The 26,453-nt window shown below is 51.3% G+C and carries 23 protein-coding genes, 1 tRNA gene, 1 rRNA gene and 1 pseudogene; 11 read left to right on the top strand and 15 right to left on the bottom strand.

Annotation, left to right across the window (positions count from 1 at the left end; genetic code table 11):
- Positions 1-79: 79 nt before the first annotated feature.
- Complete coding sequence (gene aroC / locus ACRPFF_RS00725) at positions 80-1,180, bottom strand: chorismate synthase (RefSeq protein ID WP_432673521.1); 1,101 nt, start codon at positions 1,178-1,180, stop codon at positions 80-82.
- Between the two features lie 142 nt (positions 1,181-1,322).
- Here aroC and trmA point away from each other — a divergent pair, with 142 nt between their 5' ends.
- Positions 1,323-2,426 (top strand): tRNA (uridine(54)-C5)-methyltransferase TrmA, encoded by a 1,104-nt coding sequence (gene trmA / locus ACRPFF_RS00720; RefSeq protein ID WP_411712267.1) that lies wholly within the window; start codon positions 1,323-1,325, stop codon positions 2,424-2,426.
- A 5-nt stretch (positions 2,427-2,431) separates the two neighbouring features.
- Positions 2,432-3,625, top strand: a complete 1,194-nt coding sequence (locus ACRPFF_RS00715) for an aromatic amino acid transaminase (protein ID WP_432673520.1) — start codon at positions 2,432-2,434, stop codon at positions 3,623-3,625.
- A 64-nt stretch (positions 3,626-3,689) separates the two neighbouring features.
- Here the strand turns inward: ACRPFF_RS00715 and ACRPFF_RS00710 are convergent.
- Positions 3,690-3,765, bottom strand: a tRNA-Arg gene (locus ACRPFF_RS00710).
- A 284-nt stretch (positions 3,766-4,049) separates the two neighbouring features.
- Between ACRPFF_RS00710 and ACRPFF_RS00705 the strand changes: the two genes are divergently transcribed.
- Positions 4,050-4,889 carry a c-type cytochrome gene (locus ACRPFF_RS00705; protein WP_432673519.1) on the top strand — a complete coding sequence of 280 codons (840 nt, stop codon included), beginning with the start codon at positions 4,050-4,052 and terminating at the stop codon, positions 4,887-4,889.
- 412 nt (positions 4,890-5,301) lie between these two features.
- Here the strand turns inward: ACRPFF_RS00705 and gcvP are convergent, their stop codons facing one another.
- A complete protein-coding gene (gcvP, locus tag ACRPFF_RS00700) occupies positions 5,302-8,154 on the bottom strand; it encodes an aminomethyl-transferring glycine dehydrogenase (protein WP_432673518.1) in 2,853 nt (950 codons plus the stop codon).
- A 30-nt stretch (positions 8,155-8,184) separates the two neighbouring features.
- Positions 8,185-8,544 (bottom strand): hypothetical protein, encoded by a 360-nt coding sequence (locus tag ACRPFF_RS00695; protein ID WP_101128713.1) that lies wholly within the window; start codon positions 8,542-8,544, stop codon positions 8,185-8,187.
- On the opposite strand from ACRPFF_RS00695, the gene ACRPFF_RS00690 reads away from it, so the two are divergent.
- Positions 8,543-8,722 carry a hypothetical protein gene (locus tag ACRPFF_RS00690; RefSeq protein ID WP_025455583.1) on the top strand — a complete coding sequence of 60 codons (180 nt, stop codon included), beginning with the start codon at positions 8,543-8,545 and terminating at the stop codon, positions 8,720-8,722. The genes ACRPFF_RS00695 and ACRPFF_RS00690 overlap by 2 nt on opposite strands.
- On the opposite strand, the gene ACRPFF_RS00685 is transcribed toward ACRPFF_RS00690, so the two are convergent.
- The 5 genes from ACRPFF_RS00685 to ACRPFF_RS00665 are packed head-to-tail and all read right to left on the bottom strand — an operon-like array spanning position 8,715 to position 13,455.
- The gene (locus ACRPFF_RS00685) at positions 8,715-9,356 is read right to left on the bottom strand and encodes an arylesterase (RefSeq protein ID WP_101084736.1); all 642 of its coding nucleotides are present in this window, start codon (positions 9,354-9,356) and stop codon (positions 8,715-8,717) included. The genes ACRPFF_RS00690 and ACRPFF_RS00685 overlap by 8 nt on opposite strands.
- Complete coding sequence (locus tag ACRPFF_RS00680) at positions 9,346-9,897, bottom strand: DNA-3-methyladenine glycosylase I (protein WP_003750107.1); 552 nt, start codon at positions 9,895-9,897, stop codon at positions 9,346-9,348. Before ACRPFF_RS00680 ends, ACRPFF_RS00685 begins: the two co-directional genes overlap by 11 nt.
- Before the next feature lie 3 nt (positions 9,898-9,900).
- Positions 9,901-10,419, bottom strand: a complete 519-nt coding sequence (locus ACRPFF_RS00675; protein ID WP_196976940.1) for a PqiC family protein — start codon at positions 10,417-10,419, stop codon at positions 9,901-9,903.
- Complete coding sequence (pqiB, locus tag ACRPFF_RS00670; protein WP_432673517.1) at positions 10,419-12,080, bottom strand: intermembrane transport protein PqiB; 1,662 nt, start codon at positions 12,078-12,080, stop codon at positions 10,419-10,421. Before pqiB ends, ACRPFF_RS00675 begins: the two co-directional genes overlap by 1 nt.
- On the bottom strand, positions 12,073-13,455 hold the full coding sequence (locus tag ACRPFF_RS00665) for a paraquat-inducible protein A (RefSeq protein ID WP_432673516.1): 1,383 nt from the start codon (positions 13,453-13,455) through the stop codon (positions 12,073-12,075). The genes pqiB and ACRPFF_RS00665 overlap by 8 nt, the downstream gene beginning before the upstream one ends.
- A gap of 258 nt (positions 13,456-13,713) precedes the next feature.
- Here ACRPFF_RS00665 and ACRPFF_RS00660 point away from each other — a divergent pair, with 258 nt between their 5' ends.
- Together ACRPFF_RS00660 and ACRPFF_RS00655 are read left to right on the top strand one after the other, a co-directional pair.
- Positions 13,714-14,343 carry a biliverdin-producing heme oxygenase gene (locus ACRPFF_RS00660; protein WP_002236045.1) on the top strand — a complete coding sequence of 210 codons (630 nt, stop codon included), beginning with the start codon at positions 13,714-13,716 and terminating at the stop codon, positions 14,341-14,343.
- Positions 14,344-14,474: 131 nt separating this feature from the next.
- On the top strand, positions 14,475-15,752 hold the full coding sequence (locus tag ACRPFF_RS00655) for a transferrin-binding protein-like solute binding protein (protein WP_432673515.1): 1,278 nt from the start codon (positions 14,475-14,477) through the stop codon (positions 15,750-15,752).
- A 224-nt stretch (positions 15,753-15,976) separates the two neighbouring features.
- On the opposite strand, the gene ACRPFF_RS00650 is transcribed toward ACRPFF_RS00655, so the two are convergent.
- Together ACRPFF_RS00650 and yegQ are read right to left on the bottom strand one after the other, a co-directional pair.
- Entirely contained in the window at positions 15,977-16,489 is a 513-nt protein-coding gene (locus ACRPFF_RS00650) for an excinuclease (RefSeq protein ID WP_411713189.1), read from the bottom strand.
- A gap of 96 nt (positions 16,490-16,585) precedes the next feature.
- A complete protein-coding gene (gene yegQ / locus ACRPFF_RS00645; RefSeq protein WP_432673560.1) occupies positions 16,586-17,941 on the bottom strand; it encodes a tRNA 5-hydroxyuridine modification protein YegQ in 1,356 nt (451 codons plus the stop codon).
- 189 nt (positions 17,942-18,130) lie between these two features.
- Between yegQ and ACRPFF_RS00640 the strand changes: the two are divergent.
- Positions 18,131-18,916 (top strand): annotated as a pseudogene (locus ACRPFF_RS00640) (Cof-type HAD-IIB family hydrolase); the annotation flags it as partial.
- A 48-nt stretch (positions 18,917-18,964) separates the two neighbouring features.
- On the opposite strand, the gene ACRPFF_RS00635 reads toward ACRPFF_RS00640, so the two are convergent.
- Complete coding sequence (locus tag ACRPFF_RS00635; protein WP_014580597.1) at positions 18,965-19,564, bottom strand: adenine phosphoribosyltransferase; 600 nt, start codon at positions 19,562-19,564, stop codon at positions 18,965-18,967.
- 127 nt (positions 19,565-19,691) lie between these two features.
- On the opposite strand from ACRPFF_RS00635, the gene gmk reads away from it, so the two are divergent.
- The 3 genes from gmk (at position 19,692) to ACRPFF_RS00620 (ending at position 22,826) form a co-directional block, all read left to right on the top strand.
- Complete coding sequence (gene gmk, locus ACRPFF_RS00630; protein ID WP_127247764.1) at positions 19,692-20,309, top strand: guanylate kinase; 618 nt, start codon at positions 19,692-19,694, stop codon at positions 20,307-20,309.
- A 58-nt stretch (positions 20,310-20,367) separates the two neighbouring features.
- Positions 20,368-20,574, top strand: a complete 207-nt coding sequence (rpoZ, locus tag ACRPFF_RS00625) for a DNA-directed RNA polymerase subunit omega (protein WP_118787636.1) — start codon at positions 20,368-20,370, stop codon at positions 20,572-20,574.
- Between the two features lie 95 nt (positions 20,575-20,669).
- Positions 20,670-22,826, top strand: coding sequence for a RelA/SpoT family protein (locus ACRPFF_RS00620; RefSeq protein WP_411713191.1), 2,157 nt, complete (start codon positions 20,670-20,672; stop codon positions 22,824-22,826).
- Between the two features lie 67 nt (positions 22,827-22,893).
- On the opposite strand, the gene ACRPFF_RS00615 is transcribed toward ACRPFF_RS00620, so the two are convergent.
- Genes ACRPFF_RS00615 through coaBC form a run of 3 tightly spaced genes read right to left on the bottom strand, consistent with a single transcriptional unit; the run spans position 22,894 to position 24,846 of the window.
- Positions 22,894-23,349, bottom strand: a complete 456-nt coding sequence (locus ACRPFF_RS00615; RefSeq protein WP_096109292.1) for a hypothetical protein — start codon at positions 23,347-23,349, stop codon at positions 22,894-22,896.
- Between the two features lie 6 nt (positions 23,350-23,355).
- Positions 23,356-23,610 (bottom strand): hypothetical protein, encoded by a 255-nt coding sequence (locus ACRPFF_RS00610; protein WP_153063806.1) that lies wholly within the window; start codon positions 23,608-23,610, stop codon positions 23,356-23,358.
- Between the two features lie 51 nt (positions 23,611-23,661).
- Complete coding sequence (coaBC, locus tag ACRPFF_RS00605; protein WP_432673514.1) at positions 23,662-24,846, bottom strand: bifunctional phosphopantothenoylcysteine decarboxylase/phosphopantothenate--cysteine ligase CoaBC; 1,185 nt, start codon at positions 24,844-24,846, stop codon at positions 23,662-23,664.
- Between the two features lie 461 nt (positions 24,847-25,307).
- On the opposite strand from coaBC, the gene ACRPFF_RS00600 reads away from it, so the two are divergent.
- A 16S ribosomal RNA gene (locus ACRPFF_RS00600) occupies positions 25,308-26,453 on the top strand; the annotation flags it as partial.

The following is a 26,453-nucleotide window of genomic DNA, read 5'->3' as shown; positions in this document are numbered from 1 at the left end:
CCTCTAAACAAACCCGTGCGTCAAGGCTGCACGGCAATGCTCGATATTCTATTATAAAGTCTGTGTTTTGGCTAAATTTTTATTTGTTTGAAAGGGTAATGTCGGGCGTATTAACCTGAACGTCGGCATTTTGCGCGCGATGGCGCAGGGCGTGGTCGATGAGGACTAATGCGAGCATGGCTTCTGCAATCGGCGCGGCGCGCAGTCCGACGCAGGGGTCGTGTCTGCCGTGGGTGGCGAGTTCGACGGGGTCGCCGTTGATGTCGATACTGCGGCGCGGTGTGGCAATGGAGCTGGTGGGTTTGATGGCGATATTGACGCGGATGTCTTGCCCCGTGCTGATGCCACCGAGGATGCCGCCTGAGTGGTTGGACAGGAAGCCTTGCGGGGTCAGTTCGTCGCCATGTTCGCTGCCGCGTTGGACGACGCTGCCGAAGCCCGCGCCGATTTCTATGCCTTTGACGGCGTTGATGCCCATCATGGCGTAGGCGATTTCGGCATCGAGGCGGTCGAAAACGGGTTCGCCCAAACCGACGGGGACGTTGGCGGCTTCGATATGCAGTTTCGCGCCGACGGAATCCAAGGATTTGCGCACACCGTCCATATAGTTTTCCAGCTCAGCGATTTGGCTATGGTTGGCGGCGAAAAAAGGATTTTGGGAAATGTGCTCGCAGCCTTCAAACCGGATTTCTTTTTCGCCGACTTGGGTAACGTAGGCGGTGATTTCCGTGCCGAATTTTTCTTTCAGCCATTTTTTGGCGACGGCTCCTGCGGCAACGCGGGCGGCGGTTTCACGGGCGGAACTCCTGCCGCCACCGCGATAGTCGCGCGTGCCGTATTTGTGCCAATAGGTATAGTCGGCATGGCCGGGGCGGAAACTTTGGGCGATGTTGCCGTAGTCTTTGCTGCGTTGGTCGGTATTGCGGATTAAGAGGGCGATGGGCGTGCCGGTGGTTTTGCCTTCGAAGACGCCGGAGAGGATTTCGACTTGGTCGGCTTCGCGGCGTTGGGTAACGTGGCGGCTGGTGCCGGGTTTGCGCCGGTCGAGGTCGGCTTGGATGTCTGATTCGGTCAATGCCAGTCCGGGCGGGCAGCCATCGATGATGCAGCCCAAACCTGCGCCGTGGCTTTCGCCGAAGCTGGTAACGGTGAAGAGTTGTCCGAAAGTGTTGCCTGCCATATTTTCTCTCTGTCGGCGGTATGTTGGAGACAGCGGATTTTAGCATAAAAGCCGCAGGAAAACGGGTTATATGCCGGTAAAGGAGTTGCGTGTTTTGCAGTGAATCGGCTTATAATCCGGTCTGATTTTTCAGGATAGCGATATGAATGACTACACGCAGCAGCTTCAAGATAAAAAAGACTACCTTAAAACCCTTTTTGCAGGTTTGGATGTTCCTGAGTGGGAAGTGTATGAATCTCCGGACAAACATTACCGTATGCGCGCCGAATTCCGCATTTGGCACGAAGGCGGTGAAATGTTTTATGCCATGTTTGAAAAAGGGCAGAAAGCCAGCGGCGCAAGCATGATACGCTGCGACCGTTTTGAAGCAGCTTCCGAGGCCGTCAACCGCCTCATGCCCGAGCTGATCGCCGCCGCCGCGCAATCCCCTGAACTCAAAAACCGCTGGTATGCCGTCGAATTCCTCTCCACGCTCAGTGGCGAAATGCTGGTTACCATGATTTACCACAAAAAACTCGGCGACGCATGGCAACAGGCGGCGCAAGCATTACAGCAACAGTTGGGCATCGCCGTTATCGGACGGAGCAGGGGGCAGAAAATCGTTTTAAAACAGGACTATGTAACGGAAACTTTGAAGGTCGGCAACCGGGATTTCCGTTATCGGCAAATTGAAGGCGGTTTTACCCAACCCAATGCTGCCGTGTGTCAGAAAATGCTTGAATGGGCCTGCGGTGCAGCAGAAGGATTAGATGGGGATTTGCTCGAACTATATTGCGGTAACAGCAATTTCACCCTGCCGCTGTCCCGATATTTCCGACAGGTTTTGGCAACCGAGATTTCCAAAACTTCNGTAGGCGCAGCGCAATGGAATATTGAGGCAAACGGGATAGGCAACATCAAAATCGCCCGCCTGTCTGCCGAAGAATTTACCGAAGCCTATACCGGCAAACGTGAGTTTACACGCCTTAAGGAGGGTGGTATTGCTTTGACGGATTATGCATTTTCCACTATTTTCGTTGATCCACCGCGTGCCGGTATCGATGAGGAAACTTTGAAGCTGGTGTCGCAGTTTGACAATATCATCTACATTTCCTGTAATCCTGAAACGCTGCGTGCCAATTTGGACACCTTGGCGGAAACCCATACGGTCGAACGTGCCGCCTTGTTCGACCAATTCCCGTTTACGCACCATATCGAAAGCGGTGTGCTGTTGAAAAAGAAAATCCTTGGAAAAAGCAAAAGGTAAGAACTATGTACCGACACATCGAATACTACCCCGGCGACCCGATTTTGAGTTTGGTCGAAACCTTCAAAAACGACCCGCGACCTGAAAAAGTCAATTTGAGCATAGGCATTTATTTCGACGACGAAGGCAAAATGCCCGTGTTGGAATCCGTGAGCCGCGCCGAAACTGCCCGTGCCGCCGCGCCTGCGCCGTCGCCCTACCTGCCGATGGAAGGCTTAGACACTTACCGCAGCGCGGTGCAGCATTTGTTGTTCGGCAAAGACAACCCCGCGTTCGCGCAAGGACGTATTGTTACCGTACAAACCTTGGGCGGCTCGGGCGCGCTCAAAGTCGGGGCGGACTTCCTGCACCGCTGGTTTCCCGAAGCGCGCGCCTACGTCAGCGACCCGACTTGGGACAACCATCGCGGCATTTTTGAAGGCGCAGGTTTCGAAGTCGGCACTTACCCATATTACGCCCCTGCTGCCGTCGGCGTGAAATTCGACGAAATGACCGCATTTTTCAACACCCTGCCCGAAAACAGCGTCTTAATCCTACACCCCTGCTGCCACAACCCGACCGGCGTGGATATGTCGGAACAGCAATGGGACGAAGTGTTGCACATCATCAAAACGCGCAAACTGATTCCGTTTATGGACATTGCCTACCAAGGATTCGGCGGCGATTTGGACAGCGATGCCTACGCCATCCGCAAAGCGGTGGAAATGGAATTGCCCTTGTTCGTCAGCAATTCCTTCTCGAAAAACCTGTCGCTCTACGGCGAGCGCGTCGGCGGCCTGAGCGTGGTTTGCCCGAATAAAGAAGAAGCGGAATTGGTGTTCGGACAACTCAAATTCACCGTCCGCCGCATCTACTCCAGCCCGCCCGCGCACGGCGCGTATATCGCCGCCGATGTGATGAACAGCTCCGAACTTTACGCTTTGTGGCAAAACGAAGTCTATGTCATGCGCGACCGAATCCGCGCCATGCGACAGAAACTTTACGATGTCTTAACTGCACAAATCCCCGATCGCGATTTCACTTATTTCATCAAACAGCGCGGCATGTTCAGCTACACAGGGTTGAGCGTGGAACAAGTCCGCAGGTTGCGCGACGAATTTGCCGTTTACCTGCTGGATTTGGGCAGGATGTGCGTTGCCGGACTGAATGCTTCGAATATCGCCTATGTTGCCGATGCGTTTGCCGAAGTATTGAAATAAGAATTTGAAGTAAATCAAAAGGCCGTCTGAAAAATATTTATCTTTCAGACGGCCTCTTTATAATTGGCGCACCCAACAGGGATCGAACCTGTGACCTCCAGCTTCGGAAACTGACACTCTTCCAACTGAGCTATGGGTGCGGAAAACGTAAGATTAACGTAAATTCTGCAAATTGGCAAAGTTTATCTTGAGACGTCAGGCTGATGCGCGGGGTATGAGGGATATTTGTTTGGGGATAAGCAAGTATTTTCAATGGATTATTTGCTTAAAAGAGACGCTGCCTGTGATTTTTTACATATTTTCAATGATAGTGATTGGAAAGACCCTGTGAATTCAGTATAATCCAGCAAAATATTGTTAATTGCGTTTAACATACCAAACTATAATTTACAGCACAACCTAACCTGACGGCGAGGCCTACCAAATGAAACAACTCCGCGACAATAAAGCCCAAGGCTCTGCACTGTTTACCCTTGTGAGCGGTATCGTTATTGTTATTGCAGTTCTTTATTTCCTGATTAAGCTGGCGGGCAGCGGCTCGTTCGGCGATGTCGATGCCACTACGGAAGCGGCAACGCAGACCCGTATCCAGCCCGTCGGACAATTGACGATGGGCGACGGTATTCCTGTTGGCGAACGCCAGGGCGAACAGATTTTCAATAAAATCTGTATCCAATGCCACGCGGCGGACAGCAATGTGCCGAACGCTCCGAAACTGGAACACAATGGCGACTGGGCACCGCGTATCGCGCAAGGCTTCGATACTTTGTTCCAACACGCGCTGAACGGGTTTAATGCCATGCCTGCAAAAGGCGGCGCGGCAGACCTGACCGATCAGGAACTCAAACGGGCGATTACCTACATGGCGAATAAAAGTGGAGGTTCTTTCCCGAATCCGGATGACGCTGCGCCCGTCGACAGTGCCGCTTCAGGAACAGCTTCTGCTCCTGCCGATAATGCAGCCCCAGCAGAAGCGAAGGCAGAAGACAAAGGTGCTGCCGCACCTGCAGCCGGTGCAGACGGCAAGAAAGTTTTCGAAGCAACCTGTCAGGCATGCCATGGCGGAGCGATTCCAGGTATCCCCGGCATAGGTAAAAAAGATGATTGGGCTCCCCGCATTAAAAAAGGCAAAGAAACCTTGCATAAACATGCCCTTGAAGGCTTTAACGCGATGCCTGCAAAAGGCGGCAACGCTGGCTTGAGTGATGACGAAGTCAAAGCGGCTGTTGACTATATGGCCAACCAATCCGGTGCGAAATTCTAGATTCGGATTAAAATTTCGGATTAAATAAAAACGGGGCAGGTATCTGCTCCGTTTTTTTATGGGAATTTATTTGTTCGTCCGTGTGGAAATGACATTAAAGGGTGTGAATAGATTTTTTATCTTCGAAATCTGTCTGCTCGATCGGATGAATAAAAGTAGGATGATAAAAAAGCGGGTGTATGGACATTGGTTTAACTCATTTGTTTTATAGTGGATTAAATTTAAACCAGTACAGCGTTGCCTCGCCTTTCCGTACTATCTGTACTGTCTGCGGCTTCGTCGCCTTGTCCTGATTTAAATTTAATCCACTATAAAGTTATAGTCGAGATATGTGTATCGGTGCAACCGGCCTGCCGTTGATGAAAATGCCGTCTGAAAATGTTTCAGACGGCATTTTTTAAGATATCAACAGTCAGTCTTCATAATTTTCTGTCGGCAAGCAGGAGCAAACCAGATTGCGGTCGCCATACACTTCATCTACTCGTTTGACGCTCGGCCAGAATTTGTGTTCGCACACGAAGGGCAGCGGGAAGACGGCTTCTTCGCGAGAGTACGGATGCGCCCATTCGCCGGTTATATCTGCGGCGGTGTGCGGTGCGTTGACCAGTGGGTTGTCGTCTTTCGGCCATTCGCCGTCGATGACTTTCTGCACTTCGCGGCGAATGGATTTCAGGGCGGCGATGAAGCGGTCGAGTTCGGCTTTACTTTCGCTCTCGGTCGGCTCGATCATCAGCGTACCGGCAACAGGGAAGGAAACCGTCGGCGCGTGGAAGCCGTAGTCCATCAGGCGTTTGGCGATGTCGGTTTCGGTGATGCCGCTTTCGGCTTTGAGCGGACGCAAATCAACAATACATTCGTGCGCGACGCGGCCGTTTTTGCCTGTATACAGAATCGGATAGTCTTCGCTCAGACGTTTGGCAACGTAGTTGGCGTTGAGCAATGCCCAGCGTGTTGCCTGCTCCATGCCTTGTTTGCCCATCATGGTCAGGTACATCCAAGTAATCGGCAGGATGGATGCAGAACCATATGCTGCGGCAGCCACGGCAGTTTGATCGGCACTTGCGCTGTGGGTGTCGGTCAAGGTATGGCCCGGGGCAAACGGGGCAAGGTGGGCTTTCAAACCAATAGGGCCGACGCCCGGACCGCCGCCACCGTGAGGGATACAGAAGGTTTTGTGCAGGTTCATGTGCAACACGTCCGCGCCGACTTCGGCGGGCTGCATGATGCCGATTTGGGCGTTGAGGTTCGCACCGTCCATGTAAACCTGTCCGCCGTTTTCATGGATGATGCGGCAGATGTCGCGGATGCCTTCTTCGTACACGCCGTGGGTAGACGGATAGGTAATCATGATGGCGGACAAAGTGTCGCGGTGTTGCTCGGCTTTGGCTTTCAAATCGTCAATATTGACGTTGCCGTGTTCGTCGGTATCGACAACAACGACTTTCAAACCGAGCATGGCGGCGGTGGCGGGGTTGGTGCCGTGGGCGGATTTGGGAATCAGACAGATGTTGCGGTGCCCCTCGCCGTTGGCTTCTTGGTAACGGCGGATGGACAGCATGCCGCTGTATTCGCCCTGCGCGCCTGAGTTGGGCTGGAAGGAAATCGCGTCAAAACCGGTGATGGCTTTCAGGCTGTTTTCCATATCGGCGAGCAATTCGCGGTAGCCGGCGGTTTGCGCTTCGGGAGCGTAAGGGTGGATGTCGGAGAACTCCGCCCAAGTAATCGGCAACATTTCCGCAGTTGCGTTGAGTTTCATGGTGCAGCTGCCCAATGAAATCATGCTGCGGTTCATCGCCAAGTCGCGGTCTTCGAGTTTTTTCAGGTAGCGCAACATTTCGTGTTCGGTATGGTAACGGTTGAACACAGGATGTTGCAGAATGTCGTCCTGACGCAGCAATTCGGCGTTCAGACGGCCTTTGATATCATCGGCAAATGCGAACGCATCCTTGCCGGTAAACGCGCGGTACAAATCTGTCAAATCTTCGCGCACGGATGTTTCGTGGAAGGCGGCGGCGATTTGGGTATCGTTGACGCGGCGCAGGTTGTAGCCCGACTCCAAAGCAGCGGCAAACACTTGGTCTGCTTGCTCTTTGCTGCCGAAATCGACGGTAACGGTATCGAAGAAGACTTTGTGAACCACATTCAGGCCGTCTGAAACCAGCGCATCGGCAAAGGCAGAAGCCAGCGCGTGAATGCGGTTGGCGATGCGTTTCACGCCTTCAGGGCCGTGGTAAACGGCATACATACCGGCCAAGTTCGCCAGCAATGCTTGTGCCGTACAAATATTGGATGTCGCTTTTTCGCGGCGGATGTGTTGCTCGCGGGTGGACAACGCCATGCGCAAGGCAGGTTTGCCCGATGCGTCTTTGGATACGCCGATGATGCGGCCTGGGGCGGAACGTTTGAACTCGTCTTTAAAGGCGAAATAAGCAGCGTGCGGACCACCGAAGCCCATCGGCACACCGAAGCGTTGAGTGTTGCCCAACGCAATGTCCGCGCCCAATTCGGCAGGCGACTTCAGCAAAACCAAGCTCATGATGTCGGCGGCAACGGCCACGATCGTGCCTTTTGCTTTCAGACGGCTGATAACATCCTGCAAATCTTGTACGTCGCCGTCTTTGCCGACGTATTGGAACAGCGCGCCGAAGTATTCGCCTTCATCCGCTTGGGCAAAATCGCCGACCACCAGTTCAAAGCCGAAATATTTGGCGCGGGTTTTCATCACGTCCAAAGTTTGCGGATACACGCGCGCATCTACAAAGAAACGCTCGGATTTCACTTTGCCCACGCGGTGCGCCATCGCCATCGCTTCCGCCGCGGCAGTTGCCTCGTCCAACAAAGACGCGCCCGCCACAGGGAAACCGGTCAAATCGATGCACACTTGTTGGAAATTCAACAACGCTTCCAAACGACCTTGGGCAATCTCCGCCTGATACGGCGTGTAGGCGGTGTACCAACCCGGGTTTTCCAATACGTTGCGCAAAATCACGTTCGGCACGCGGGTCGGATAATAGCCCAAGCCGATATAGGACTTGTTGATCACGTTTTTCGACGCAATGCCTTTCAATTTCGCCAATGCGTCTGCCTCGGTCAAGGCCTCGGGCAAATCGAGTTCGGACGGCATACGGATGCTTTGCGGCACGGTATTGCCGACAAATTCGTCCATGCTCTTCTCGTCGACAGCGGCAAGCAACGCCGCTTCGTCGCCGAAACTCAAATGCCGCGCGGCAAATTCATTCGGGTTGAACAGTTCGGACAGTTTCATTTCTACTCCTTCGGGTTTGTAGGGCTGCCATCAGGCAGAATTTTTAGACATCGGATGATTCGGGCAAGGGTAGCACAAAAGACGGGATAATGGCGGACAACGCGCTAGAATGCAGCAGGTCAGGACAAGCAGCACCACAAGCAGCAGCGATAAGGGAAAGCCGCTGACCAAAACCATGAAACCTGCAAGCACCAGCCAAGCCAATGGATACGCCGGAAGCGGAAAAACAATATTGAGCAGAACCAAAATCACGACAAACAGCGGCAGCCCCGCCATCAGGTTGGCACGCCTGTATATTGCGTACGGGTCGGATGCTTCTTCAGGTTCGCAATATTCCATGATTTCAGCCTGTCCGGGTTTTATCCACAGCAGGTTCGGACGGTCGGTCATGCCGTCTGAACCGGCAGACCATCTTTTTCAAAAAACGCCATACCGCCGCAACTTCATGCGGCTGTATGGCGTAGGTTTTGCACTTCAGACGGCATATGCGTCCCGAAGCAGTTTGGTGTTCCAGTCGGTTCATGATTATATAAACAACTTGGGTGCGGATAAACCTTTGTTTATCTAAACCCCTGTTTTCTCAAAAATTGATTCAAATCTTCGGCAAATTTCCGATAGCCTTTGCCGTTGGCGTGGATTTGGTCGGACTTTAAATCGTTGTCGCCCAAAATTTCCGCCCACGCGCCACCGAACAGCGGAATGCCGTATTCCTCGGACAAATCCTCATACAGCGGATGGTCGCTCAAATGCCCGAACAACGTGCCCAGTGTGATGTGAGGCACGCCGACGAGGACGGCGGGGATGTTTTCCTTTTGCACGGTTTCGATGATTTTCGCGATATTGGCGCGGGTCTGTTCTTCGGGAACTTTGCGCAGAAAGTCGTTGCCGCCTATGCCGACAATCACAAGCTTGGGTTTGCGTGCCAACAGCGCGGGCAGGCGCGACAGGGCTTGCGCGGACGTATCGCCCGATACGCCGCCGTTGACAATATTCCAACCCGTCAGTTTTTGCAGTTGCGCGGGGTAGGATTCGCCGGGGTTTGCGCCGTAGCCGAAGGTGAGCGAATCGCCCAAGGCAAGTACGGTGCTTCCTTCGGGAATTTTGGCGTGGGTTCGGGCGGATTTTCTGCCGCAGGCGGTAAGAAGCAACGCGCCTGCACCGAGGAGGAAGGTTCTTCTGTTCATTGGTTTTTCAGACGGCATCGAGCCATTTCGGGTGGTATTTCAGGGTTTTACGGTAAACCGGACAGCTTTCGGCGTGCGCGCCTTTGAGGTAGCCGGTACTCATCAGAAATTCGCCGACGATTTCGCCGCCGACGAATTTGAAATGTTTTTTAAAGAGTTTGACCCATTCGTCTTTGCTTCGCGGATGGTGCGCGTCGAGCCAGTTCTTGAACGAGCCGTATTCTTGTTGCAACGCTTGGATTTGCCGTGCATTGAAAATGGCGGCATCGATTTTCAGGCGGTTGCGGACGATGCCTGCATCGGCAAGCAGCCGCTCAATATCGGCTTCGCCAAATGCGGCAACAGTATCGATGTCGAACCCTTCAAATGCCGTCTGAAACGCCTGCCGCTTCTTCAGCATCAGCGTCCAGCTCAATCCTGCCTGATTGATTTCCAACACCAGACGCTCAAACAATTCATTGTCGTCCTCAATCGGAAAACCGTATTGGGTGTCGTGGTAATGTTTGTTCGGGTTATCGGTGTTTTCGGGAAGTGAGGCGGCAAATTCGCAATAGTTCACGGTTTACTCGACCATCTGTTGCGCCGCCTGTTTCAGTCCCTGTTCGAGTGCGGCGGTCATGGCGGTGTAGCCGTCACCCTGCTGTTCGGTTTCGATATGGAAGGGTCTGTTCGTACCGTCGGGTAGGACGGCGTAGCCGCTGATGAGGGTTTTGCCCGTGTAGCTGCCTTGGAATGCGTCGATATAGACCGTCCATTTTTCGGTACTGCCGCTGCGTGAGGCAGGAACAAAGATGCGTGTGTTGTCCAAACGGTTGAATGCATTGCTCAACGCCGCTTCGAGCATATCGTCCAAGGTGTCTGCCCAAACGTGGTTTTGTGCGGTGTTGATGCGGTAGGGGTCGGTTTGATAGACCAGTCCGCCGCGTTTGAGCGGCTCGGCAAGGCGGACTTCGACGGCGGTTTCGCTGCCTTGCGTTGCAGGACGGATGTAGCGGCTGTCGGGCAACACGAAATATTGTGTGCTTTGCACAGTACCGCAGGCGGCAAGCGTCAGGGCGGCGGCAATCGGGAAAAGGCGCATTATCGGCTTCCTTTCGGGATAGGGTCTTTGCTGCTGCTGTTGAAAATCAGCGCGTTGGGTTTTTCTTTCAAAGTGTTAATGACGGGTTGAACGTCTTTTAAGGTTTTGTCCAAACTTTGTAGCGTATTTTGTACGTCGCCGTAGATAGGCGATTGAGGCGATACGCCTTGCAGGGTTATGCGCAACTCTTTCAGGGTTTGGTTCAGCTCGTTCGGAATGTTTTGTGTCTGCGGTTTTCCGACCAGTTTGTCGATGGAGCTTAAAGCAGCATTGGCAGATTTGAGTGTGGACTTGAGCTCGGTAAGCGAACCGTTCAAGCCGGCAACGGTTTTATCCAATGGCAGATTGTTGAACTTGTCTAACAAGTCGGCTACTTTTGCCTGCAAGTCGTCCAAACCGCCGCCCCGTGTGGCGATGACGGTATCGCCTGCATAAACGGTATGCGGTCGCAGCTTGGGCGAGGCGGAAGGCTGATCGTTCAACTCAATCATTTTGCTGCCGGTCAGCAGGTTGTTACTGGAGATGGTGGCGGTCAGGCCTTTGTTTAAGGCCGTCTGAAATTGTTGTTTCCAATGCTCTTTGCTTTGCTCGTCGGCATTGATTTCCAAACGGGAAGGCTCGATGCGGATGCGTACGGGAATCCAGCCGTTTTCAAACAGGTGCAGGCTGTCGTTGCGGTCGAAATAGGGAACATCGGAAACCACGCCGACATTCAGCCCTTTGTACTCGACGGGCGAACCGACGGTCAGGCCGCGCACGGATTGTTTGAAAAACGCGGTGTAGTACAGCGAGCGGTCGTCAGGCAGGTTGGCGACTTCGCTGCGGCTGTCGTAAAGCGTGAAGCTGTCTTCGCTTTTGACGTTTTTACTGTTTTTGGTTTTCGGCGAATCAAATGAAATCGCGCCCGACAGCAGGGCAGGCAGAGGGGCGGAATTGAGTTTGATGCCGCTGCCTGTGGTTTCGATATTGATGCCGCTTTCCAGCCAAAAACGGCTGGCGGAATGAATCAGTTTGTCGTTGGGGCTCTGGATGAAGATAGTGTAATGCACACTTTGGTCGGACGGGTCGAAATGCGCGCTTTCTACTTGGCCGACCATAAAGTTTTCATACAAAACGGGGCTGCTGACGTTGAGGATGCGGTCGTTTTTACCAATCAAATTCAAGCGCAGCCCGCTTTGCCCGATGGCGGTAACGGGCGGAATGTCCTGCACTTGGAACACGTCTTTTGCCTCGTCGCTTTTGCCGGGTGTAAAAGCGATGTACGAACCCGAAAGCAGCGTACCCAAACCGGTTACGCCGCTTTGGTCGATACGCGGCTTGACCACCCAAAACTGGGTATCGCTGCGGATGAGGCCGGATACGTCCGCATTGAGTTGGGCGGTTACTTCCACGCCTTTTTGGTCGTCGCGCAGTTTGATTCGGGTAACGCGTCCGACATCGATGCTCAATACTTTGATGACCGTATTGTTGACCTCAATGCCTTCCGCGCTGTCCATCAAGAGCGTAACCACAGGCCCCCTGTTGCGGATTTCCTTAATCCACAGCCAGCCACCGGCAATCAGCGCAATCAGCGGGACCAGCCAGACGGCGGAGAGGAAGGTGTTGTTTTTGCGGACGCGTGCTTGAGCGTGTCCGTTTGGAGGAGGGTTGTTGTCAGTCATATTTTTCCGTTTCATTGAAAGCAATGCCGTCTGAAGCGCGTTTGTCCCAAAGCAGGCGCGGGTCGAAATAATAGGCGGACAGCATCGTCAGAATCACGACCAGGCAGAAATAGACTGCCGCACTGCCCGGAATGACGCGCGCGGCATAAGTGTGGAACGAACACATCAAAATAATAATCACAAAAATATCAATCATCGACCAGCGACCGACTGCTTCGGTGATGCGGTAGAGGTGCGACAATTTCTTTGCGCCCGTTGGCAAAGCGAAGCGGGCGGACGCAATCAAAACCGACATTGCCGCAATCTTCAGCACCGGCACCAAAATACTCGCGCTGAAAATAACCGCCGCAATCAGCCTGTCGCCCTCGTCCCACATATAAGCGATGCCGCTAAAGATGGTGTTGGCCTCCGTGGCGGCAGGATTGGACGAAATCATAATCGGCAGGATATTGGCAGGGAAATACAAAACAACCGCCGCCGTCAGAAACGCCGACGAAATACTCAGACTTTTCGGCCGTCGGCGGTACAGTTCCGCGCCGCACACCCCGCAGGGGGATTCGGCACTGTCGCGGAAATACAGGCAGCGGCTGCAACAGGTTTTGCCTTCTGATGCCGTCTGAACCGCATTATCCCCCGTCAGCTGCCCGATTTGAAAATACACCCAATGCTGGGGAACGGATACCGAAGTCCGAATCAGCATAACCGACAGCGCGAACATCAGATAAAACGCCGACCCGAAGCGAACCTCTGCCACAGACGAGAGCTTGATATACGCCACCAGAGTGGAAACAAAAAACACATCCACCATCATCGCCTGCCTCAAGCGCACCATCACACGCGTTGCCAAACGCAGCGCAGGATACGCCTGTTTCCGTATCAGCGCGGCATAGACATACAGGCACAGCAGCAGAAACAGAACCGGCGCGCCGAAAGTCAGCACAAACATCACTTCGGCCAAAAAACCATAATCCTGAAACACCATCAGGCGTACCATTTCGGGCAGCGAAAGGACGGATGCCGCACCCGGTATCCCGACCTCGATATACGTCATACTGTAAGCAAACGCCATCAAAATCAGCGAAGCCGCCGCATAAGCGGGCGGGCCGGAAAAAGGGTGGCTGCCCACCCTGAAGAGCTTATAGCCGCAGCGCGGGCAGAACGCCGCCTCCCCCCTGTCCAATTGCGGCACATCCACACGGCAGCCGCATTCCGGGCAATCTACCGTATGCGGCGGCAGGGCTTCGTCGCGGCAGCTGCCGCGAAGGCTGTGGGGGATATTTTCGGCAAACGGCTTCATCGGGAAAGTAGCAAATATAAGTGGCGGCATTATAAAGGAAAAAAGGCGATACGCCCAATCAGGATGCAAAACCGGCATGGGCAACCGTATAAACAAACCGCTATGCAGTAGAAATATTCTTTGTGCGGCTACCTACCTGATTATCGAATCCCTTTATAAAACGCTATCTCTGTAAATGATAGTAAAACATCTGCTTGAACATATAACGCAAATGATATATATTCCAAAATTATATGATAATAAATTTTATTTATTATTTTTGTATGTCGAGTATACAGGCAAATACGGAGTTTACCCGTATTGCCATCCTTACCACTTATCGATAAAGGAAAAAATATGAGTGAAACCGAAAACCAAGCCCTGACGTTTGCCAAACGCCTGAAGGCGGATACCACGGCGGTTCACGACAGCGTGGATAATCTCGTTATGTTTGTCCAACCGTTTGTCAGCAAAGAAAACTACATCAAATTTTTGAAACTCCAATCCGTTTTCCACAAGGCCGTCGACCACATCTATAAAGATGCCGAATTGAACAAAGCCATTCCCGAGCTGGAATACATGGCGCGATACGATGCCGTAACGCAAGACCTCGCAGATTTGGGCGACAAACCTTACGAATACGGCAAACCGCTGCCGCATGAAACCGGCAACAAAGCAATCGGCTGGCTTTATTGCGCCGAAGGATCCAATTTGGGCGCGGCGTTTTTGTTCAAACACGCGCAAAAACTCGATTACAACGGCGAACACGGCGCGCGCCACCTCGCACCCCATCCCGACGGGCGCGGCAAACACTGGCGCGCCTTTGTCGAGCATCTGAACGCTTTGAACTTGACTCCCGAAGCCGAAGCGGAAGCCATCCAAGGCGCGCGTGAAGCCTTTGCATTCTACAAAGTCGTGTTGCGCGAAACCTTCGGCTTGGCAGCCGATGCCGAAGCACCGGAAGGTATGATGCCGCACAGGCATTGATATATTTTACGGTTTCGCCTCGGCTCGTGAAGCGGAACCGTATTTTCTGCCGCGTATGACGGCATTTTTCAAACCATCAGATATAAATAATTATCATATTTTTTATTAAAAATATGCCATAGGAGATAATTATGACGATTCCTTTCAAACCAAGCCTGCTTACAATGGCATCCGTCCTTGCCCTTTCCGCCTGTATTTCAGGAGGAGGGGATGCGCCTGCGGTCAAATCCTCAGAAACACCGTCAAATAAAGTTGCCCCCCCCCCCACTGATACGGGAAACCCTGCTACAGGTGCTGATACGGCAAGTCCAGCACCTGGTCAAGGTGGAAATGTTGAAACTCCTTCATCCGGTCAAAACGGTAGTTCGGTGCCGACCCCTCCAGGGGCTGGCGGTAGCTCAGGAAGCGAATCGACGACACCTTCCGATCACAACCATCATGAAGGTGGTAGTTCAGGAAGCGAATCGACGACACCTTCCGATCACAACCATCATGAAGGTGGTAGCGCAGGAAGCGAATCGACGACACCTTCCGATCACAACCATCATGAAGGTGGTAGCGCAGGAAGCGAATCGACGACACCTTCCGGTCACAACCATCATGAAGGTGGTAGCTCAGGAAGCGAATCGGCGACACCTTCCGATCACAACCATCATGAAGGTGATAGCTCAGGAAGCGAATCGGCGACACCTTCCGAAGACTCAGGCAGCCAAGGAGGTGTGTCAACTCATCCTGCCAATCCCGAACCTTCAGCACCGGCTGCATCACCATTGGAAACCGGTCAGTTGGGTGAAAAATATTTTTACAGGGAAGGTGAAATCACGAATCTGGTCATTAATGGCGAAACTATTGATTTGACAGTGGCTAATGAACAGCTGTCAAGGAGGACGCAGCTTTGGACAGACTTCGATAAGATTATTACTTCCAAAGGTTTTGAAAATCTGATTTATGGTGCGGCTAAATTGGCAGATGGTTCATACGCACTCTTTGTGCAAGGAAAGTTGAGCGACAGTCTGCCTAGCGGTACGGCTACTTATAGCGGCGATGTATTGCATTTCCGTTCGCGCAACTTGACCGAAGGTGAGAATTGGTTTGATGCAGGTAATACATTACGTTCACTCGGTTCGTTTACTGCTACTGTCGATTTTGCCGGTAACTCATTGAACGGTAAGATTAATAGTGGTGACGGATCGTATATGGGTACCAAGGAATTCAAGGGAAGTCTTGATGGCAGCCGCTTTACCGGTACTTGGAAAAGCGGTGAGGAAGGTAGTATCTCTGGGGGATTCTATGGGACCAATGCTGCAGAAATGGCAGGTAGGTACAGCTATGTTAAGGATGCACCAGAAAATGCCGGGAAATGGACAAATAATAGCTTCGGCGTATTTGGTGGTAAGAAAACCCAATAATCCCGTTTGAATCCTTGATTTGACGAAAGCCTCGGTGCGGATAGACCGAGGCTTTTGTTTAATATTATATGGTTAGGATGACGGAAGATGATAATATACCCGTATACCTTGCCGCTACAGTATTATAGTCACAGCCGGAGTGGGATTTTGAAGGAATTACCGGTAAAGCCTGAAAAAATGCCGTCTGAAAAATGTTTCAGACGGCATTTTTGGTTGCCGATATGTTAACGGACGACATTGGCGCGCATGACCACGCGGACGTGGAACGAGCCTGCCTGACAGTCGTATTGTCCTCCTTGCAGCGGCTGCTTGTCGAAGTAGCTCTGGAAGCCGGTAACACTGCGCCCGCCGAGTTTGCCTGCGGTCTGCTGGAATTTGCGGGCGGCATTGATTAAGGCGCGTTCGCAGGCCTCGGAGTCGGATTTGCCAACGCCGTTTGCCGCCTGACGGGTAACCAAGCCCTGACCGTTTGCAACAGGTACGCCACCGCCCCCGAAGCTGACGGGAATTCCGGATTCCAATACGCCGCCTGCAATGGCTGCATTTATGGCCGCCTGACCGTTGCTGCAACGGTAAATGATGTTTTTGCCGCCTCCTGCGGTGTCTCCACGGATGACTTTGCATGATTCTCCGGCCGGTGTGCCGGCGGATGCCGTGTGCGCGTTTTTAGGCGCGTGGCCGGATTGGCAGGCTGCCAGCATCAGGGCGGCGGCGGAGAGTATGAAGATTTTTTTCATGTCGGATGTCCTTGTTTGCTGTGGGAAATCATTGCCATTGTACAGTAAGATTCAACAAAATGCCGTCTGAAAACGGGGTTCGGACGGCATTGTGGCTCAGGGGTTCAACACGCGTGCGATGAGGGCTTTTTCTTTGCCCTGCATATTGGGGATTTTGACCTGAATGCCGTTGCCGGGTGCGACATCGACAGGCTGGCCTTTGCGGGTCATTTGTTCCAATTTGATGGTTTGGTTGCCGCTCGGGTGGATGATTTCGAGCGAATCGCCGACGGCGAAGCGGTTTTTGACTTCGATTGTCGCCCAGCCGTTTCCATCGATTTCGGTAACGTGTCCGACGTATTGGCTTTGTTTGGCGGTGGAATGGCCGCTGAGGTAGTTTTGATAGTCTTGGGTTTGGTGGCGCTCGAGGAAGCCGCTGGTGTAGCCGCGGTTGGCGAGGCCTTCGAGTTCGCTCAACAGGCTGTAATCAAACGGACGGCCTGCGACGGCATCATCAATCGCTTTGCGGTAGGACTGGGCGACGCGTGCAACATAATAGAGCGACTTGGTGCGGCCTTCGACTTTGAGGCTGTCCACGCCGATTTTGGCGAGTTTTTCGACGACTTCAATACCGCGCAGGTCTTTGGAATTCATGATGTAGGTGCCGTGTTCGTCTTCCATAATCGGCATCATCTCGCCCGGTCGGTTGGACTCTTCAATCAGGAAAACCTTGTCGGCGTAGGGATGGCGTTTCTGACCGTTGATGCCTTCAAAGTTTTGGTTGGCTTCTTCTTGAGCTTTTTCAAAGTTAAAACCTTGCAGAAGCTGGGCGTCGCCCGCATCGCTTTCGGTGGCGTTGTGAACCTTGTAATCCCAACGGCAGGAGTTGGTGCAGGTGCCTTGGTTGGGGTCGCGGTGGTTGAAATAGCCCGACAACAGGCAGCGACCTGAGTAGGCGATGCACAATGCGCCGTGGATGAAGACTTCGAGTTCGATGTCGGGGCATTCTTGGCGGATTTCGGCGATTTCTTCCATGCTCAATTCGCGCGACAGGATGATGCGTTCGACACCGATGTTTTGCCAGAATTTCACGCCCCAGTAGTTGGTGGTGTTGGCCTGTACGGACAGGTGGATCGGCATTTCCGGCCATTTTTCGCGCCCGGTCATAATCAAGCCCGGATCCGCCATAATCAGCGCGTCGGGTTTCATGGCAATCAAGGGCTCCATGTCGGAGACGAAGGTTTTGAGTTTGGAGTTGTGCGGCAGCGTATTGACGGTCAGGAAGAATTTTTTGTTGCGCTCGTGCGCTTCTTTAATGCCTTGCTCGAGAACGTCGAGTTTCGCAAATTCGTTGTTGCGGGCGCGCAGGGAATAACGCGGGCTGCCGGCGTAAACGGCGTCTGCGCCGTAATCGTAGGCGGCGCGCATACGTTCGAGACCGCCTGCTGGCAATAAGAGTTCGGGTGCTTTCATGATTTGTGTGCTTTGTAGAAATGTTTCAGACGGCATTGCTGCAAATGCCGTCTGAAGGGTGTTTGAAGATGGGCGGATTATCCGCCTTTTCGTGTTCGCGGTCAATTTTGACGGGAAATTTATAAGGATTTATCAAGTATTTGCCTGCTTGGGATACAATGCGGCAGTTTGAATGCGAGAGAGAATGTAATGAATCCTAAAATTGTGTTTTTCGATATTGACGATACGCTGTACCGCAAATATACGGATACCTTGCGCCCTTCCGTGAAAACGGCGGTGGCGGCTTTGCGCAGCAAAGGTATATTGACGGCGTTGGCAACGGGGCGGTCTTTGGCGACGATTCCTGAAAAGGTCAGGGACATGATGGCGGAAACGGGTATGGATGCCGTGGTAACGATAAACGGACAGTTTGCGCTGCTGCACGGAAAAACTGTGCGCGAAGTACCGATGGATGCCGGTTTGATGGGCAGGGTTTGCGCGTATTTGGATGGCTTGGGCATGGATTATGCATTTGTCGGCGGAGAGGGGATCGCCGTGTCCGCGCTGTCGGAATGCGTGTGCCGCGCCTTGCAGCATATCGCCAGCGATTTTTTTGCCGATAAGGATTATTTTTCAAGCAAACCGGTGTATCAGATGCTGGTGTTTGCGGAGGAAAACGAAATGCCGCTCTGGTCGGATATTGTGGAACGGGAAGGCTTGAAAACGGTGCGCTGGCACGAGGAAGCGGTCGATCTGCTGCCTGCGGGAATGTCGAAAACAGACGGCATCAGAAGCGTGGTGCGCGCATTGGGTTTGGAAATGGCAGACGTGATGGCGTTCGGCGATGGTTTGAACGATGTGGAAATGCTGTCAGAAGTCGGATTCGGCGTGGCAATGGGTAACGGGGAACAGGCAGCGAAAGAAGCGGCGAAATATGTTTGCCCCGGCGTTGATGAAGACGGCGTGTTGAGGGGCTTGCAAGATTTGGGCGTGATTCGAACGCATAATAACAACCCTGCCGGTTTCAGACGGCAGGGTCGGTTTTCAGCCCTTCATGCAGCCTTCGTTTTGAAGCAGGGTAAATAAGGGCGCGCCGCTTGCACGGATATTCTTGCCGCCTTGAAGGTCGGTAAATTCCAAAATGGCGGCAGCTTCGACAATTTCTCCGCCGAGTTTGCGGATCAACTCCAGTCCGGCAAGCATTGTGCCGCCCGTGGCAACCAAATCATCGACCAGCAGGACACGGGAACCGGGTTTGACGGCATCGGTGTGGATTTCCACCGCAGCTTCCCCGTATTCGAGCGCGTAGCTTTGCGATACGGTTTCAAAAGGCAGCTTGCCTTTTTTGCGGATGGGGACGAAGCCGACGTTGAGCTGGTAGGCGAGTGCCGCGCCGATAATGAAGCCGCGCGCGTCCAAACCGGCAACGATGTCGATTTTCTGATCCATATAGCGGTAAACCAATAAATCAACCAAAAGGCGGAAGTATTCCGCGCTTTGCAGGACGGGCGTGATGTCGTGGAATAAGATGCCTTTTTGCGGCCAGTTTTCGATTTTGCGGATTTTGTCGGCAAGCGCGCCGACACTCATAGCTTCGGGATGAACCAGCATTGTGTGTTCCATGTTTGATGTTTTTAACGCCATATTGTAGCCGTCAGCCTGCCGCTTGCCAAATCAATCAAAACAATAGCGGCAAAATATGGGCATCGGCAAATAGGAAACCGAGTGTCCGTTGTGATACAATCGGCTGGAAAATATACAGGTAAAAAATATGTCCGCTTATCGAAAAGGCAACATCTTTATCATTTCGGCCGCTTCCGGCACGGGCAAAACCACGCTGGTTTCTCGGCTGTTGGCAAACCATAACGGTTTGCGCGTTTCCGTGTCGCACACGACGCGCCCGCCGCGTGAAGGCGAAGCAAACGGCGTACATTATCACTTTGTTTCCAAAGAAGAGTTTGAGTCGCTTATCGCGCAGGAGGCTTTTTTGGAATACGCAGACGTGTTCGGCAACTATTACGGCACAAGCGCGGAGGGCGTGAATGCGTTGGCGGCGGCAGGCTATGATGTGATTTTGGAAATCGACGTTCAGGGTGCGGCTCAGGTTCGCGACGCGCTGCCTGAAGCCGTAGGTATCTTTATCCTGCCGCCTTCTTTCGACGTACTTGCCGCGCGCCTCAACGGACGCGGGACGGACAGTCAGGAAGTTATCCAAAGGAGGCTGTCGAAGGCAAGGCATGAAATCGAACAGTCTGTATTGTTCGACTTTGTCGTGGTCAATGACGACTTGGCGCGGGCGGAGGAGGATTTGCTCCATATTGTGAATGCCTGCCGTCTGAAAAGGTCGCGGCAACTGGGATTTATTGCAGATTTGTTGGAAAATTCCTAAAAAACCGCGAAAATACTCGGTTTCCCAATTTAAATATTTTTGAAAGAAAGCAAATAATATGGCACGTATTACCACCGAAGACTGTACCGGAAAAATTTCCAACCATTTTGACCTGACATTGGTAGCGGCCCGCCGCGCCCGCCAGCTTGAGAACGGCAACACGCCGCTTGTGGACGATGTCCGCAATAACAAACCGACCGTTACCGCCTTAAGGGAAATCGCCGCCGGGCATATCGGTACGGAACTGTTGACGCGCAGTAAATAAAGCCTGCCGGAAACGCGCGCCGGCGAATCTTTCCGCAGGTGCGCGGTCCGACGGTTTAAAACGAAAAATAAAATATGTTCCGAAAGCCGTCTGAAATGCCTGTCCCACAACCCACCGCACCTTACGACTATTTAACTGCCGAAGCACGTACCCTGCTTTTCCGTACCGCTTCCTATCTCAAGCCTGAAGAACAGGTTGAGCTCGAGAAGGCTGTTGCCTATGCATTTCACGCTCATGACGGACAAACCCGGAAAAGTGGCGAACCATACATTACGCATCCGATTGCCGTCGCGACACAGCTTGCGGTTTGGCATATGGACGTACAGGGTCTTTGTGCAGGTGTAATGCACGATGTGCTGGAAGATACAGGCGTTACGAAAGAGGAGATGGCCGCAAGATTCGGCAATACGATTGCCGAGATGGTGGACGGTCTGTCCAAACTCGAAAAACTCAAATTTGAAGATCATGCAGAGCATCAGGCGGAGAGTTTCCGCAAACTGATTTTGGCAATGACCAAAGATGTACGCGTGATTGTCGTTAAACTTGCTGACCGTCTGCATAATATGCGGACACTCGGTTCGATGCGTCCCGACAAGCGTCGTCGTATTGCAAAAGAAACCCTTGAAATCTATGCGCAAATTGCCAACCGTATAGGTTTGAATAATGCATATCAAGAGCTTCAGGATTTATCTTTCCAGAATCTCCATCCCAATCGCTATGAAACCATGAAAAAGGCGATGGATAAGAGTCGGAAAAACAGGCAGGATGTTGTTGGAAAGATTTTGCGTGCGTTCAGCCAGCGTTTGGTAGGGGCGAACATAGAAGCCAAAATCAAGGGTAGGGAAAAGAACCTGTACGGCATCTATCGGAAAATGTTAGAAAAAAAACTGCATTTCTCCGAAGTTATGGATATTTACGGTTTCCGTGTCATCGTTAACAGTATTCCTGCATGTTATGCTGCGCTCGGCGCATTGCACAACCTCTATCAGCCCAAACCCGGACGGTTTAAAGACTACATCGCTATTCCGAAAAGCAACGGTTATCAAAGCTTGCATACGACTTTGGTCGGGCCTTACGGTTTGCCAGTTGAAGTGCAGATACGTACCAGGGAAATGGATGCTGTTGCCGAAGGTGGAATCGCCGGACATTGGAGCTATAAATCAGATTCCAAAACGGTCGATCAGGCAGTGCTGCACACCAATCAATGGTTGAAAAACATTTTAGACTTGCAGGCAAGCAGTGCCAATGCCATTGAGTTTCTCGAACACGTCAAGGTAGATTTGTTTCCAAACGAAATCTATATCCTTACGCCAAAAGGAAAAATCCTAACATTGCCCAAGGGTGCAACACCTATCGATTTTGCTTATGCGGTGCATACCGATATTGGGCACAAAACCGTTGCCGCACGTATCAACAATATCATGATGCCGTTGCGTACGAAGCTCAAAACCGGCGATTCCGTCGAAATTATTACATCCGAACATGCCAAACCCAATCCCGCGTGGTTGAATTTCGCCGTGTCAGGCAGGGCGCGCAGTGCCATACGCCAATATATTAAAAACCTTAACCGGCACGATGCGGTCGTTTTGGGAGAGAGTCTCTTACAAAAAGCCCTGTCCAGTTTGCTGCCCAAAGATGTCCTGCTTTCAGACGGCATCAAAGAAAAATACCTTGCCGATCTCAACGACAAACAGACTTCATTTGAAGAAGTGCTGTACAACGTCGGTATGGGGCATACCCTGCCTGTTTATGTCGCCATGCATATCGCTGAATTGGCAGGGGAGCATTTCGGCAGCGAGGTCAGGCTCAGTTCCATTAAAGTTGATGGTCAGGAAAGCGGACATATTCATTTTGCAGAGTGTTGCCATCCGGTTCCCGGTGATTCTATCCGTTTGCTGTTGGTTAAGGGAAAAGGCATGATTATCCATAGGGATACCTGCCCGACGTTGTTGAAGTCCGATCCCGAACAGCAGCTGGATGCAGACTGGGAAAATATGAATGGGCAGAACTACCGTGTCGGGCTTCAAGTCCAATCGGAAGACAGCCACGGCCTGTTGGCATTAATGGCGCAAGCGATTTCCGATTCCGGTGCAGACATTGAGTCGGTCGAAACACCATCCAAATTCCAGTCGGGAACGGAAGGTTTTGTCGAATTTAAATTCTTATTGAAAGTTAAGAATTTGGATCAGTTGAATCAGATTATTCAAAATCTGCACAGCATCCCATATATCCGCAAAGTTATCAGAAGTTGAAACAGGTAAAACGGGTTGCCTTTTGATTAACAGGCAACCCGTTTTATATTTAACATATTTAAAAAATTTAGTTGGAATTTATAAATTTTGTTAATAATGAAGATAGAAATACTCCTTTTCTCCTATGCAAGCATGTAGTAATCATTGTTAATGGGCAGTCTATTAAATTTCTTCCTTTTATAACAGGTAGATTATAATATACATTTTCCTCATCAAGCATTAATTCCCAATGTAAACTTGGATCATTAAGAATCTTTATAAATGTTTCCCCAACATAAACGGCATATCCATCCAAAACATATGATGGATCATCCATAATTTGCTTACTATTTTGATAAGTATCTAATAAATATTTTTCAATAATATCAAGTGATTTTATTGAAAAATCCAGATTTTCAGCAATCTCTCTCGGCATCCTATGCATAAAACTATCTATGGTATTGGGCATATCCCATAGCCAACATTCAAAATCTTCTAGCTTTTGCTTTTCCAATTCTTTATCTTTCAATTTTTTATTATTCATATTTAATTACTCCTGTTTGCGATTGAATTTGACTGATATTCCTGCTTTTTTCAAAGTATCAAATAGGGGTTTTGAAGCGGTACCATCAAATACCCACTCAACTTCCCAATCATACTTATCAATAAGTTGTTTATCTCTCTTTAATTCCCAAAGTACATCCTTAGTTAGAGATTGGTATCCTGTTTTATGTTCAACTGCCTTTTTATGTTTCATATCTGCAATATCGATTCTTCGCGTATGCGTAACACCATTGATTTCCACATTAACCGTTTTCTCTGTCTCTCCCCAGCCAAAATTTATCTGTCCAGCTACTTATTTGTCTAAATATACGGCAAGCCTTTCAACAATCCGCATTGCCGCTTCATCTTTACTTGTTTCGGGGAAAGACAATTCCACATCATCATCTATGATAACAATTTGGTTGGTTGTCTTGCCCATTGCGATTGAAACATCATTGGCAACGATCATCGGCAGCTTTTTCTTAATGCGTTTTTCTCGCGCATATGCCAATACATTCTCCGTTTCAGCGGCAAAACCGATACAGAAAGGAGGGTTCGGTAATGAGGCAATGGATGCCAAAATATCGGGGTTTTCATCCAATTCGATGGATAACGGTTTGGCATTTTTATCTTTTTTGAATTTTTGAGTACTCCTGTTTTTAACCCTATAGTCTGAGACGGCGGCAACAGAAATAAAAGCATCTTGTTTTTCAATCAAACGATGCACTGCGCGATGCATATCTTCGGCACTGACGGCTTGAACCGTATCGGATATGCCGAAAGGCAGCGTGGTTTGAAGCTGTCCGTGAATCAGGCTGACTTCCGCACCGGCGGCACGACACGCCCGGGCCAAAGCCACGCCCATTTTTCCGCTGGAGGTATTTGTGATGCCTCGGACAGGATCAATGGCTTCAAATGTCGCGCCTGCGGTAATCAAGATTTTCTTGTCCTTTAAAATTTTCGGTGTCCATAAATCCGGAAGCAGGTCCAGCAATTCTGCGGGCTCCGGCATCCTTCCCATACCATTTTCTCCGCAAGCCTGTTCACCCGAGCCCGGCATATAGACGGTAATGCCGTCTGAAAGCAGTTGTGCGATATTCCGTTGGTTGGCAGGATTCAGCCACATTTCCACATTCATCGCGGGAGCGATGGCAAGAGGGCATTTCCGTGCGGCTGCCAGATTGGTCAGTAGGTTATCTGCCACGCCGTTACAGATTTTTGCCACGGTATTCATACTTGCCGGCGCAATCAGAAAAACATCCGCATTCCGGGTTAAGTTGATATGTTCCATACCGTTTGAACCGTTGCCGCCGTGCGTGTCGGTCAGAACGGGATTGCCGCTCAAAGCCTGAAAAGTCAGCGGAGAAACAAATTCAGTTGCCGAGCGGCTCATAACCACCGTAACCGAATGCCCCTGTTTTTTCAGCAGTCGCACCAACTCGCAAGACTTATACGCCGCAATACTGCCCGTTACACCTAAAAGAATATGTTTGCCCATTTTGACAATTTCTAATTACGAAGAAAAAACAGCATCCATTCTATAACAAAGTACGGATACATTAGTTACCGTTTGGATACAAAATGCCGTCTGAAGTCCCGAGTTTCAGACGGCATATTCACAAAGGCGCACCAGTCAGAGGAGGGGGAGGAAGGGATTGTTGGAGGCAGCGCAGCATTTGGCAGAAATAAAAAACCTTATCCGACAGAGATATGACAACATTTCCCAAAAAAATCCCGCTGAAAGTATTGACCGTATACGTCTTCAAGCGTATAGTTCGCTTCTTCGCTGCTGACGAAACGGCGGTGATGAAGCAGTTCAAACGCTCTTTAACAAAACAGATTACCGATAAGTGTGAGTGCCTTGAGCCTCACACTGTTTGAAAGACAGACAAGATGATGTTTTGAACATTGTCCTGTTGGTTTCTTTGAAGCAGACCAGAAGTTAAAAAGTTAGAGATTGAACATAAGAGTTTGATCCTGGCTCAGATTGAACGCTGGCGGCATGCTTTACACATGCAAGTCGGACGGCAGCACAGAGAAGCTTGCTTCTTGGGTGGCGAGTGGCGAACGGGTGAGTAACATATCGGAACGTACCGAGTAGTGGGGGATAACTGATCGAAAGATCAGCTAATACCGCATACGTCTTGAGAGGGAAAGCAGGGGACCTTCGGGCCTTGCGCTATTCGAGCGGCCGATATCTGATTAGCTAGTTGGTGGGGTAAAGGCCTACCAAGGCGACGATCAGTAGCGGGTCTGAGAGGATGATCCGCCACACTGGGACTGAGACACGGCCCAGACTCCTACGGGAGGCAGCAGTGGGGAATTTTGGACAATGGGCGCAAGCCTGATCCAGCCATGCCGCGTGTCTGAAGAAGGCCTTCGGGTTGTAAAGGACTTTTGTCAGGGAAGAAAAGGCTGTTGCTAATATCAGCGGCTGATGACGGTACCTGAAGAATAAGCACCGGCTAACTACGTGCCAGCAGCCGCGGTAATACGTAGGGTGCGAGCGTTAATCGGAATTACTGGGCGTAAAGCGAGCGCAGACGGTTACTTAAGCAGGATGTGAAATCCCCGGGCTCAACCTGGGAACTGCGTTCTGAACTGGGTGACTAGAGTGTGTCAGAGGGAGGTAGAATTCCACGTGTAGCAGTGAAATGCGTAGAGATGTGGAGGAATACCGATGGCGAAGGCAGCCTCCTGGGATAACACTGACGTTCATGCTCGAAAGCGTGGGTAGCAAACAGGATTAGATACCCTGGTAGTCCACGCCCTAAACGATGTCAATTAGCTGTTGGGCAACTTGATTGTTCAGTAGCGTAGCTAACGCGTGAAATTGACCGCCTGGGGAGTACGGTCGCAAGATTAAAACTCAAAGGAATTGACGGGGACCCGCACAAGCGGTGGATGATGTGGATTAATTCGATGCAACGCGAAGAACCTTACCTGGTCTTGACATGTACGGAATCCTCCAGAGACGGAGGAGTGCCTTCGGGAGCCGTAACACAGGTGCTGCATGGCTGTCGTCAGCTCGTGTCGTGAGATGTTGGGTTAAGTCCCGCAACGAGCGCAACCCTTGTCATTAGTTGCCATCATTCAGTTGGGCAC

The sequence above is a fragment of the Neisseria sp. SLRRB23 genome (assembly GCF_050896295.1).
In the GTDB taxonomy this organism is placed as follows: domain Bacteria; phylum Pseudomonadota; class Gammaproteobacteria; order Burkholderiales; family Neisseriaceae; genus Neisseria.
This window is presented reverse-complemented; position numbering and strand designations above follow the sequence as displayed.